Origin of the sequence: Desulfovirgula thermocuniculi DSM 16036 (assembly GCF_000429345.1) — a bacterium.
Classification (GTDB): Bacteria; Bacillota; Desulfotomaculia; order Desulfotomaculales; family Desulfovirgulaceae; genus Desulfovirgula; species Desulfovirgula thermocuniculi.
In genome coordinates this window covers 1-10,166 of record NZ_AUBR01000077.1, presented here as the reverse complement: position 1 = coordinate 10,166, position 10,166 = coordinate 1, and the positions used below count along the sequence as shown (strand labels likewise).

Genomic DNA, 10,166 nt, shown 5'->3' with positions numbered 1-10,166 from the left:
GAGAAACCCGACCCGGGGGCCTGCCGGGAGTTCGTCCTGCGGGTGTTCGAGGCGTCGCGGGTGCCCTACGTCACCCTCACGCCCACGTTCTCCGTGTGCCCGCAGCACGGGTACCTCCCCGGGAAGCACGAAGCGTGCCCGCACTGCGGCGCGGGGTGCGAGGTATGGTCGCGGGTCACGGGCTACTACCGCCCCGTCTCCTGCTACAACGCCGGGAAGCGCGAGGAGTTCCGGGACCGGAAGGCCTTCCGGGTCGGGCGGTGAACCCGGAATGGTGATCGGCGGGCTGGTCAAGTTCTCGCTGTCCGACTACCCGGGCCGCCCCGCCGCGGTGGTGTTCACCAGGGGTTGCAACTTCCGCTGCCCCTGGTGCCACAACCCCGGCCTGGTGGACCCGGCGCGCTACGTCCCGGAAGTGCCGCTGGAAGGAGTCCTCCGGTTCCTGGAGCGGAGGCGCTACCTCCTCGGTGCTGTGGTGGTCTCCGGCGGTGAGCCGACCCTCCAACCCGACTTGCTGGACTTCCTGCGGAAGCTCAAGCGTATAGGCTACAAAACGAAGCTCGACACCAACGGCTCCCGCCCGGGCGTCCTGCGCCGGGCGCTCGGGGAGGACCTGGTGGACTGCCTGGCGGTGGACTACAAGGCCCCGCTGCGGCTCTACCGGGAGTGGGTTCGCGCGGAAAGCCCGGACGCTGTTTTGGAGAGCCTGTGCCTGGCGCTGGAGTTCCCCGGGGGCTACATCAGGACTACGGTCGTCCCCTGCCTGCACACACCGGAAATCTTGGGAGAGATGGCGGCCGGGCTCCGCGCGGCGGGGTTCGACGCCGCCCCCGGGATGGAGGAGTGGGTGCTCCAAGAGTTTCAGCGGGGTGGGGAACTACTCTTGATGATTTTGGAAGCAGAAAAGGAGGAGTTTTCTAATGCCCAGAAAACGCGATGATGCTGTGTTTCCTTGGCTAGAAGAGAATTATTATCGGTATGAAAGGGTAGCCGAGTTCCGTAGGAGAGCGCCAGATGCGAAAACGCGACGTCGTGGTGTTGATGGACGATTCCTCGCTGACGATGAATTTGAAATGGATTTGCCTACTGTCTACATCGACGGTGAAGAATGGGACCCAGCAGATTTGGAATTAGCAGAGTTGGAACTGGAGGAAGTTGGGTGGCCATCATACGTTTTGGAGGAAGGACCGATTTTTCAGCATAAGACCAAGTGCTCTAAAAAGATAGCCAGGAAAAGCAGAAAAAAAGCAACGGAACAGGGACTAACGGATCGGGTAGTTCCTGAAGAAACGGTTAAAGTTGCAAACAATACTCCGGCTTGTGTGGCTTGTGGCATTTTCTGTGTTCCGCTCACGCAGATTCAAAGGGGGAAATACATTTTTTACCTTTGCAAGTCATGTTTAACGGAAGCCACTCGGTATTTTGGTTTTTCGGAGGCAGATGACTTAGATATGTGTGTGGGCAAGCTGTTGGCTTTGAGAAGGCCCGGAAAGGCTGAAAAAGCCAAACAAAGGTTTCAATCTTTGGGTATCGATCTTTCGTGGGAGATGGTTGAACGAATAGCTAAATATTTTAGGGAAGTGAGGAGAAATATGGTTGGAGCCGAGTCCGTGCGGGGCGAACAGAGAATGGAGCGTTGAGAATGGAGCAGTATTGAGCAGAAAAGGTTAATGAATGGGGATTGGGGATGAGTAGGAAAAGTTCGCACCTTCCGCGCACTCTAACCGAGGAAGAAAGGAAGTGGCTGGAGGAGGCGCTGGTCCTGCTCCCCACCGGGGAGTACATGGGCGGCGGGCGGTGGGTGGACGTAGAAACAGGAGAAACCATACCGCTCGATCCTCCGGTTCACCCGAAGCCGTACTTGGCGCAGTTAAACGATCTGCTGGTGGTCGAGGAGTGCGGGTGCGGCGTACCGGAGTGCCACACGGTCAAGTTCCAGCACTACAGGCCAGGGAAGAGCTGTGCCTTGGTTCACACCACTACCGACGATGGCCATCAGTTGGTGGTCTTCGCGGACGAGGAGATGGGCCTTTTAACTGAGCTTGAAGTCATATAGCAGACCGCCGAGCATGGGAACTCGACTCGCTGACAGGGGTGGGCGCGGCACGTCACAGGTAGCGTGCCGCCCATTTTTTTTTCTGAAAAGGGGGGATTTCCCTTGGGAGCGCACACCGATACTGGCCTCGACTTGGAGAGGGGGCGGCTCGACCCCGGCAGGTGGCTGGAGTTCCTGCGTGCCGAGTGCGCCAAGCGCGGGGTCGAGGTCGGGTTTTCCGAAAGGGACTTCTGGTGGTTCTGCTTTGCGGAAAGGGCGGTGGCCGGGCTGGTGGCGGCGGCCAAGCGCCTCGACAGTTGGGAGTGGTTGCTCTACCTGGCCAGGGTACCCCCGAAGAAGAGAAAGCTCGGGGAGGCCGCCCTGGTGCGCTACATTCTCTCCAGGTTTCCCTCGCCGGGCTTCAAAAAACGATTGGAGCGCCTGGCGTTTTATTTCTTTCCCGAGTGCTTCGGAGAGGGCGATCCTAGGAAGGCAGTCGAGGCCGCCGACCGGGAAGGGAGGGACGCGGGCGCGGCGAGGTTCCTGTGCAGGGCCCTGGGGAAAGAGGCCGCCCTCCCCCCGGGTTTCGACGAGGGGGCGGCCCGGCTCCGGTACGAGATATACCTGCGGGAGCACGCCCTGAGCGCGCGGGGCGCGGATCCCCTCGGCGAGGCCATAAGGCGGGAGGTGGAAAAGTCCACGCGCGGCTACCGGGAGGAGATCGCCCGGCTCAGGGAAAAGCTGGAGCGGAGCGCCGAGCTGGTACGGGACAGGGAGGCCGAGGCCGAGCAGTGCAGGCGGCTGGCCGAGGAGGCGCTGGCCCTCCTGGAGGAGGCCGAGGCGCGCCACCGCACCGAAGTGGCCGAACTGGAGGACTTCTACCGCCGCGAGCTGGAGGCCCTCCGGAGGCGGGTCGGCGAACTCGAGCGGGAGCTGGAGCAGCTGTCGCCCGCCCGGGAGGGGGAGCGGGACCTGCCGCTGGCCGGCAGGCGCGTGCTGGTGTTCGGCGATCCACGGCGCGAAGAGGAGTACGCTGCGGAGTTGGAAACCTTGGGTGCTGAGGCCGTGTTCGTCGACGCGGGCGACAAGTCCTTCGACGAGTCCGTGGTGGGGCGGGCCGACCTCGCGGTGACCTGCGCCGACTACGGCTCCCACGCGGCGCTGGACAAGCTGAAGTCCGAGGCGCGGCGGCGCGGCGTCAGGGTGGTCACGGTTCCTTCCGGCGCGCCGTCCGAGGTGGCCAGGGCCGCATTGAGGCACTTTTTGGAAAGGGGAGGGAACTGAAAAATTTTCTCGGAGGGGAAGAGCGAAATGCGAGCGTTCGCAGGATTTCGCGGGAAACGCGAGAGTGGCGAGGTGGCCCCTATACTCTTGTTGTTGGTCTTGTTGGCCGCCGCGGTGCTGGTACGCCTACCCGTCACCAGAAGCGAGCAGTTGACCGTACTCAACAGCCCCGTATGGAGGATACCGCTTTCCTCGTGCGAAATCAGGGGTATCTTGCACGAAAATGACCCAATCGTGGTCACTGTGATGGACGAAAAGGGGCACGTTATGGAGCGGTTCGACGTTGCCCGCCTGGCCTGGGTGGAGGAGGGCAGGAGCATCGCGGTGCTCGTCAGGCGGGAGGACCGGGACAGGGTACCGGCCCTCTTGGGTCCTTCCGGCCTGCGCGTCGTGGTGGAGCCGCGGAGAGGAAACGCGAATTAGAAAAAAGGGGGGATTCCTGTTGCGAGCTACGGGACTGGTACGCCGGATAGATCCTGTGGGAAGGATCGGGTTGCCGATGCAGTTGCGGCGGCAGTTCGGCATTTCCCCAGGCACGCCGCTGGAGTTTTTGGCTGATGAGGGTGGCGTCCTCGCCCTGCGGAAGTGGGCGCCCCGCTGCGCGTTCTGTGGTGGCACGGAGGGCGTGCTCGCGTTCCGCGGCAGGCACGTCTGTCGGGGGTGCGCCGCGGAGGCCGCCCGGAAATTTAGATCTGCCTGAGGGGTGGAAAGAAATGGCTGTGCTGTCCAAGAACCCGCTCCTCTTCAGAGGCCGCGCCGGACGGGAGAGAAAGGTTACGGCGGCGCTCGCAAGGTTGGAGAAGGCCCTCCGCAGGAAAAGAGTTTCTCCCAGGGACACTTTCCCCCTGCGTGCGCAACTGGCCCGCACCCTCGCGGAAGCGGCCACCCCTCCGGGAGGGTACCGCGGGGGCGAGGGCGGGGAGTTCGCCGGGGCGGTGTTCCCAGACGGCGGGGCCGATGTGTTCCTGCCCGCCGAACTACTCGACGGCTTCTACGCGGCGGGGTTCCCCCTGCCGCCTGGGGCCGAGGTGGGCGACCTGCTCCACGTCCTGTGCCATTCCTGGGAGGGGGCCGTGCTGAGAATCGGCCTCCTGGCCGAGGCGCTCCGGACGTTCGCCGAAGTGCACGTCTGGGTGCCAGGCCCGGAAGGGCGCTACTCGCCTCGTAGCGTCCGGCCCCTCCTGCGGGATGCGCGGGGCGACCTGCTGGCCTGCCTGGAGATTTCTGGCGGGGCCAGGGGCGGCGGAGAGAAGGTCGTGCGCCTGGACGACTGGGCGTTCCGGCGGTGGGCGGGCCAGTTTCTGGAGACCGTTGACCAGGTGCTTTGAGAAAAACTCGGCGAGGGGGTATTTGCTTTGCGGGAGAACGAAGTCTTGCGTCATCCTATCGGCTTTTACCGCATGAAAGCGGAGTTGTTCGAGGTCGCCATAAAGGCGTCCAAGCTCCTCGGTCCGGATTCCGTGTGGCCCGCGCACGGCCTCTCGCGCCTGACCGGCTACCTGCCAGGCCGCGCGGTGCTGGGCGTCGTCGGCTACAGGGTCCGCTGGGAATGTCCTTCCTGCGGCGGCACGTCCTCCACGCTGTTGCGGCCGGAGGTGTGCGGCGTGACGGCCTGGGAGTGGCCGTGGCCGTACGCGGAGCCCGAACTCGTGCCCGTCGACGACCGGGACGGAAGGAGGGCCCGCGGCACAGTCAAGATCTTCTTCCTCGACTGCGCGAAGCTCAGGGAGGCGAAGTTGGCCCCCGCCGTGGCCTTCGAGGGGAAGGTCTTCCCGTGCGGGTGCCGCGGAGAGGACGGCGGGGACACCGAGGGCGAGGCCGGGCGGTTCTCTTCCTTCTTCCTCCTGGTGCCCAGGAAGGGCGGCATGGTGGAGAAGCGCGGCGTGGACTTCGACCGATACCTGGAGGCGTGCCGCCTGGCGGCGGAGAGGATACCGGAAGTGGCCGTTGCCAGGCGGGCGCCCCTGCCGGGGAGTCCGGACGGCCGGGAGAGCGGCGGGAACGGTTGAGGAAGTCGGGGCGGTTTCCTTACTGGAAGGGAAGCCGCCCCGGTCGGTTTTGGTTGATACTACAAACTTTGCGAAGGGAGCGGGTCGGTATGGCCGAAGAGGCGCGGGTCTTCTACGCCAATGGCGGCGGGGTGCAGGTGGGGTTGGCGGATTTCGCGATTCATTTCACGCTGAACAACCCGGAGACGGGTTGCTTGACCGTCTGCTGGGTGCACGTGCCGCCGCTGGTCGCGAAGGGGTTGGCGCTCTCCCTGGCGCGGGCGGTGGAGGAGTACGAAAAGTACGAAGCGGAAGTCCGGTGCGTCGAGACGGCCGCTGGGGGGAATGAAAAGGCGGTCCAGTAGGGCGGCCCTGAAGCGCGGCGGTCACCTTGACCCTGGCGGCAAGGGGCGGTGGTTTGGAAGGATACGTTAGCGGGGAGAGAGGTGGCGCACCATGTTCGAACCGACTAGTTCTTTTTTTGACTTTCTTATTCTCCTGGGACTCACCTTGGCCGCGTACGACGCCGGGAGGGCCGCGCTGGCGCTCCGCGGCGACAAACACATGGCCTCCGCGGCCCACGCCGCCTCAATGGCGGCATTGGGCGGGGTCTACCTCGCCTCCAAGATGTTCCTCGCGGACAGGCTCCCCCAGCACTGGCTCGCCTCGGCCGTGCTCCTGGCGGCCGCTGCCGCCGCACTCTTCGTGCAGGCGGCGTGGCTGGTGGACGCTGTCAGGGAGGTGGCCGCGGCGGCGAGGGCGCTGTTCCGCAAGGAGAAGAAGAGCACCGACGACCCCGGGGAGAGGCGCCCCGGGGAGGCCGGAGGGGAGGGAGGCTAGTGTAGCCGTGCGGTTGTTCCTCGGCCGGTACGGCCCGTGCCTCGCCGGCCGCGCCCTCGGCAGGGAGGTGCGGGAGCGGATCAGAGAAACCTTGGCCGGGTCGGACCGCGTGATACTGGATTTCGGCGGCGTCGAAGTGGCCTCGCACGGGTTCTGCGACGAGGCGTTCGGCAAGCTGGCGCAGGAGATGGGTTTCTCCGCTTTCAAGCGCGCGGTCAGGTTTTCCAACTGTTCCGAGGACGTCGCGGCGGTGGTAAGGTACGCCCTGCGGGAAAGAAGTAGAGCTGTAGAGGGGGTGTGAGTTTGGGGATTCACGAAAAAGCCATACGCCAACTTGTGGTGGAAAGAGCGTTTCTGTACAGGAAGTCGTTCCTGAATTTGGTCGCCCTGTCGGTCGCGGCGGGGCTGTGGACGGCGTTTTCCGTAGCCGGGAATGTGCCGCGGGACGCCGCCCTCGAGGCGGGCGGCCTGCTCTACCTTTTCCTCGGGACTGCTATTTGGGCGCTGGGAGCTTAGGCGCGGGTCTTCTACGCCAATGGCGGCGGGGTGCAGGTGGGGTTGGCGGATTTCGCGATCCATTTCACGCTGAACAACCCGGAGACGGGTTGCTTGACCGTCTGCTGGGTGCACGTGCCGCCGCTGGTCGCGAAGGGGCTGGCGCTCTCCCTGGCGCGGGCGGTGGAGGAGTACGAAAAGTACGAAGCGGAAGTCCGGTGCGTCGAGACGGCCGCCGGGGGGAATGAAAAGGCGGTCCAGTAGGGCAACCCTGAAGCACGGCGGTTATCTTGTTCCTGGTGGCAAGGGAAGGTAGCTTAGAAGGGCACGTTAGTGGGGAGAGAGGTGGCGTGCCGTGTCCGGAACGACTGGTTCTTTTTTCGATTTTCTCGTCCTCCTGGCGTTTACCTTGGCCGCGTATGAAGCCGGGAGGGCCGCGCGGGTGCTCCGCGGCGACAAACACATGGCCTCCGCAGCCCACGCCGCCTCTGTGGCGGCGCTGGGCGGGGCCTACCTCATGGCCCTGGTCGGCAGGGTTCCCCAGCACTGGCTCGCCCTGACCGTGCTCCTGGTAGCCGCGGCCGCCGCGCTCTTCGTGCAGGCGGCGTACCTGGTGGACGTGACCAGGGACACGATTGCGGCGGCGAGGGCGTTGTTCCGCGGGGAGAGGAAGGAAGCCAGCGACTCCGGAGAAGGAAACTTCGGGGGAGCCGAAAGGGAGGAGGGTTAAAGCGACCGTGCAGGTGTTCCTCGGTCAGTACGGCCCGTACCTCGTTAGCCGCGCCCTCGGCAGGGAGGTGCGGGAGCGGGTCAAGGAGGCCCTGGCCGGGTCGGACCGCGTGACACTAGATTTCGGCGGCGTCGAGGTGGCCGCGCACGGTTTTTGTGATGAGGTGTTTGGCAAGCTGGCGCAGGAGATGGGTTTCCCCGCATTCAAGCGCGCGGTCAGGTTTTCCAACTGTTCCGAAGACGTCGCGGCGGTGATAAGGTACGCCTTGCGAGAAAGAAGCAGATCTGTATAGGGGGTGTCGGTTTGGGGATTCACGAAAAAGCTGTGCGCCAACTTGTGGTGGAAAGAGTGCTTCTGTACAGGAAGTCGTTCCTGAATCTGGTCGCCCTGTCGGTCGCGGCGGGGTTGTGGACGGCACTTTCCGCAACCGGGGAAGTGCCGCGGGACGTCGCCCTCGAGGCGGGCGGCTTACTCTACCTTTTCCTCGGGACTGCTATTTGGGCGTGCTACATGGCCGCCCGCAGGCTGAGGGAAGCGCTGAGCCTGTACCTGGTAGCCGAGCAGTTGGGCGCGCTACCGCTGACGCCGACCGGGCTGGTGGACTGGCACGCGGCGATAGACGCCTTCCGGCGGCGGGCGCAGGCCGTACCGGAAAAGGTCTACTTGGCGGCCCAGCGGGTGCTGTACAGGTACCTGTTCAACTCGGTGCGGCTGATGTTCCTGCGGCCGGACTGGTGCGTGGTGGTATGATGAGTTCAGGAGGGAAGGTGTTATGACTGGTTTTTTAAGACAAATTTTCAAAACCGTGTGGTATCCAGATATCGATTTTGGTCTAAGTTTTATGTGGCTTCAGGTGTCGGCAACTGTGGCTTTGAGCACGGTGGCGCTAGTGCTGGGGAATCTGGGAATCGATGAAATACCTTTCTGGTTCCGCTTTGTTTTGGGAGGTTATGCCCTTTTCACCGCCGTGCACGTGGGGGTCTTGGCACGCTATATCTGGTTACGGTGTGCTTAGTAGCCCCCGCCAGGACCAGTGAATGGTGGTGCAGTCGAATGTTTCGGGAGGGAGGTGCACAAGTGGGTAGGAAGGGCGGGAACGGCGACTCCATTCCGCTCCTGCATGTCTACGGGCAGTCTGCCTGGCACGACGACGTGTTCATAGTCGGCAACCGGCAGGCGTTAAAGGTCCTGCTGGAAGCTGTCAAGGAGGCCTTGGATCAAGGCAAGGGAGAGGTTGATGGTGTTTTCGCGGCTGACGGTGAAGGCTACGGCATAGTGGTCATCCGGGAAGATGATCCTTGGCCGGAGGGTTGGGAAAAGCTAGCCCTGCCGTATACGGAAGATTACGCCAGGGACAGGAGGGAAGGCATCATCTGGCCGGGAGATCTAGTGAAGTAGTGGGAGCGCTCCATGGGTTTTGCCTTTTGGTGCGGAGTAGCATCGATTGCTTTGGACTTCTTGCTCGCGGTCAGAGAGTCGTGATGGTACCGTTAACGCGCCGGGAAGGAAAGCAGACGGTTTTTGGGGGTGTCATCCTTGCTGACGGTGCAGGAGCTCTTCCGCAACGTGCGGTGGGAGGAAGTGGAAGCGGTCCTGCTGGGGCGGTACGGTTACGGGGGCCGTGCCCGCTGGCAAGGGCAGGGAAGCCGCGGGGTCCGTGGGGACCAGCAAGAGGAACTGTGCCACGTGCGCCAAGTGGCAGGGGGATTAGTGCGCGGTGCTGTCCGACCACAACTATCCCTGGAGGAAATACGGGAACTGTTGGGCTTGGACGGACGACCCTGAGTGGGCCAGGAAGGTCCGCCGGGCGGTAGAGGCGTACCAGGGGAGGCCCGGCGCGGCGGGCCGCTGAGGCCCGGTCTGGGGGTGGGTTGGCGTGGTGGTCAGGGACAGGAAGTGGCTTGAGCGGCGGGTGAGGAAGTGGCGCGCCCGGAAGCTGAGGGCCGCCGCGCGCTGTGCCCTGGTGAGGCAGGCGCAGGGGAGGGCGGCCGACGCGGCGCGCCGCCGGGAGGAGTGACTGCTGGCGACCCTGCGGGGTTGGGTGCGGGCGCTGCGGGCGGCGGCTCTTTCACTACGCGCAGATCCTGTTGTGTGTTGCCCATCGGATACTGCATTTGATAGGGAATCCCTGTAGTATCCCTTGCGAGAAGATTCGGGGAATAGGGGGTGGTTTTTGTGAACGTTAAACTCTGTAAGTGTCAGCACAACTCGGTTGGCGCACCATCTCCTGTACTTGACGACTTTGATTTCGACTGCGATCACACCCACGACTACGACCTTCCTGATGGAGGCGGGTGTTGCCGGGAGGAGCGGATCCCGGTTCCGAAAGCCAAAGAAGAAGGCCATTCCGGTTTTGGCAGGCACTCTCGATAGCATGGCGCGGATCGCGACAATGATGCTTTTTCCCGCGCGAACAATTTTTTGCTCGGCGTTCCGCCGGGCTTTTTTCATTTTGTGGAGCAACCTGCAAAACTCATAGCAGGCAATGGGTGAACAAGGCAATTATAGCTATTTCAGGGATCCTTTGTCTTTTTAAGGCCATTCCCCAGGTCTAAAAAAAGCATCATGGTAATAATTAACAGAAAAGAGAGCATACCACCCCCTTATAGACGCTGCTATAATGTGCCTTGCATGAGAGGAAGAGCAGAGTGGCTATGCTGCCATAAAATACCTCTTTCTCAGCTTTAGTGCCGCAAGAGTGCCGGCAAGAAAAGTAGTAATACAAAGGACTGTATCTATGAAAGCGTTGTCAATACCTCGCCGTGTCATCTTGTCCAGCCGCAGGTGCTCTTTT

21 protein-coding genes are annotated in these 10,166 nt (G+C 63.0%); all 21 read left to right on the top strand.

The window, feature by feature from the left end:
- A partial coding sequence (gene nrdD / locus G454_RS0113795) for an anaerobic ribonucleoside-triphosphate reductase (RefSeq protein ID WP_027719071.1) occupies positions 1–264 on the top strand: 264 nt, incomplete at its 5' end.
- Positions 265–271: 7 nt separating this feature from the next.
- A complete protein-coding gene (locus G454_RS19335; RefSeq protein ID WP_051276457.1) occupies positions 272–940 on the top strand; it encodes an anaerobic ribonucleoside-triphosphate reductase activating protein in 669 nt (222 codons plus the stop codon).
- A complete protein-coding gene (locus tag G454_RS0113785; protein WP_027719070.1) occupies positions 921–1,640 on the top strand; it encodes a hypothetical protein in 720 nt (239 codons plus the stop codon). Before G454_RS19335 ends, G454_RS0113785 begins: the two co-directional genes overlap by 20 nt.
- Positions 1,641–1,687: 47 nt before the next feature.
- Positions 1,688–2,056: a hypothetical protein gene (locus G454_RS0113780; protein WP_035107943.1), complete on the top strand. Its 369-nt coding sequence runs from the start codon at positions 1,688–1,690 to the stop codon at positions 2,054–2,056.
- Between the two features lie 102 nt (positions 2,057–2,158).
- Entirely contained in the window at positions 2,159–3,319 is a 1,161-nt protein-coding gene (locus tag G454_RS0113775) for a DUF2325 domain-containing protein (protein ID WP_156896814.1), read from the top strand.
- A gap of 87 nt (positions 3,320–3,406) precedes the next feature.
- On the top strand, positions 3,407–3,742 hold the full coding sequence (locus G454_RS0113770) for a hypothetical protein (protein ID WP_156896813.1): 336 nt from the start codon (positions 3,407–3,409) through the stop codon (positions 3,740–3,742).
- 70 nt (positions 3,743–3,812) lie between these two features.
- Positions 3,813–4,019, top strand: a complete 207-nt coding sequence (locus tag G454_RS0113765) for an AbrB/MazE/SpoVT family DNA-binding domain-containing protein (protein WP_425387449.1) — start codon at positions 3,813–3,815, stop codon at positions 4,017–4,019.
- A 13-nt stretch (positions 4,020–4,032) separates the two neighbouring features.
- Positions 4,033–4,647, top strand: coding sequence for a hypothetical protein (locus G454_RS0113760; RefSeq protein WP_027719065.1), 615 nt, complete (start codon positions 4,033–4,035; stop codon positions 4,645–4,647).
- Positions 4,648–4,674: 27 nt separating this feature from the next.
- A complete protein-coding gene (locus G454_RS0113755; protein ID WP_027719064.1) occupies positions 4,675–5,328 on the top strand; it encodes a hypothetical protein in 654 nt (217 codons plus the stop codon).
- Between the two features lie 53 nt (positions 5,329–5,381).
- Positions 5,382–5,672, top strand: coding sequence for a hypothetical protein (locus G454_RS0113750; RefSeq protein WP_156896812.1), 291 nt, complete (start codon positions 5,382–5,384; stop codon positions 5,670–5,672).
- Positions 5,673–5,763: 91 nt separating this feature from the next.
- On the top strand, positions 5,764–6,147 hold the full coding sequence (locus tag G454_RS21850) for a hypothetical protein (protein ID WP_027719062.1): 384 nt from the start codon (positions 5,764–5,766) through the stop codon (positions 6,145–6,147).
- Between the two features lie 7 nt (positions 6,148–6,154).
- Positions 6,155–6,448, top strand: coding sequence for an STAS-like domain-containing protein (locus tag G454_RS21845; protein WP_169719369.1), 294 nt, complete (start codon positions 6,155–6,157; stop codon positions 6,446–6,448).
- A gap of 2 nt (positions 6,449–6,450) precedes the next feature.
- Positions 6,451–6,663, top strand: coding sequence for a hypothetical protein (locus G454_RS0113735; RefSeq protein WP_027719061.1), 213 nt, complete (start codon positions 6,451–6,453; stop codon positions 6,661–6,663).
- 42 nt (positions 6,664–6,705) lie between these two features.
- Complete coding sequence (locus tag G454_RS0113730; protein WP_027719060.1) at positions 6,706–6,906, top strand: hypothetical protein; 201 nt, start codon at positions 6,706–6,708, stop codon at positions 6,904–6,906.
- A gap of 91 nt (positions 6,907–6,997) precedes the next feature.
- Entirely contained in the window at positions 6,998–7,372 is a 375-nt protein-coding gene (locus G454_RS0113725) for a hypothetical protein (protein ID WP_027719059.1), read from the top strand.
- Positions 7,373–7,379: 7 nt separating this feature from the next.
- Complete coding sequence (locus tag G454_RS19325; RefSeq protein WP_035107941.1) at positions 7,380–7,664, top strand: STAS-like domain-containing protein; 285 nt, start codon at positions 7,380–7,382, stop codon at positions 7,662–7,664.
- A gap of 11 nt (positions 7,665–7,675) precedes the next feature.
- Positions 7,676–8,122, top strand: coding sequence for a hypothetical protein (locus tag G454_RS0113715; protein ID WP_027719058.1), 447 nt, complete (start codon positions 7,676–7,678; stop codon positions 8,120–8,122).
- A gap of 22 nt (positions 8,123–8,144) precedes the next feature.
- On the top strand, positions 8,145–8,387 hold the full coding sequence (locus tag G454_RS0113710; RefSeq protein ID WP_027719057.1) for a hypothetical protein: 243 nt from the start codon (positions 8,145–8,147) through the stop codon (positions 8,385–8,387).
- A gap of 62 nt (positions 8,388–8,449) precedes the next feature.
- Positions 8,450–8,770: a hypothetical protein gene (locus G454_RS0113705; RefSeq protein ID WP_027719056.1), complete on the top strand. Its 321-nt coding sequence runs from the start codon at positions 8,450–8,452 to the stop codon at positions 8,768–8,770.
- A 138-nt stretch (positions 8,771–8,908) separates the two neighbouring features.
- Positions 8,909–9,157: a hypothetical protein gene (locus G454_RS0113700; protein WP_027719055.1), complete on the top strand. Its 249-nt coding sequence runs from the start codon at positions 8,909–8,911 to the stop codon at positions 9,155–9,157.
- 91 nt (positions 9,158–9,248) lie between these two features.
- Positions 9,249–9,389, top strand: a complete 141-nt coding sequence (locus G454_RS21565) for a hypothetical protein (protein ID WP_156896810.1) — start codon at positions 9,249–9,251, stop codon at positions 9,387–9,389.
- The last annotated feature ends 777 nt before the right edge of the window (positions 9,390–10,166 follow it).

Excerpts from the sequence above, each read along its gene's own strand:
- G454_RS19335 (WP_051276457.1), top strand. The coding sequence starts at position 272 with ATGGTGATCGGCGGGCTGGTCAAGTTCTCGCTGTCCGACTACCCGGGC.
- G454_RS0113780 (WP_035107943.1), top strand. The coding sequence starts at position 1,688 with ATGAGTAGGAAAAGTTCGCACCTTCCGCGCACTCTAACCGAGGAAGAA.
- G454_RS0113785 (WP_027719070.1), top strand. The coding sequence starts at position 921 with ATGCCCAGAAAACGCGATGATGCTGTGTTTCCTTGGCTAGAAGAGAAT.
- G454_RS0113760 (WP_027719065.1), top strand. The coding sequence starts at position 4,033 with ATGGCTGTGCTGTCCAAGAACCCGCTCCTCTTCAGAGGCCGCGCCGGA.
- G454_RS0113710 (WP_027719057.1), top strand. The coding sequence starts at position 8,145 with ATGACTGGTTTTTTAAGACAAATTTTCAAAACCGTGTGGTATCCAGAT.
- G454_RS21850 (WP_027719062.1), top strand. The coding sequence starts at position 5,764 with ATGTTCGAACCGACTAGTTCTTTTTTTGACTTTCTTATTCTCCTGGGA.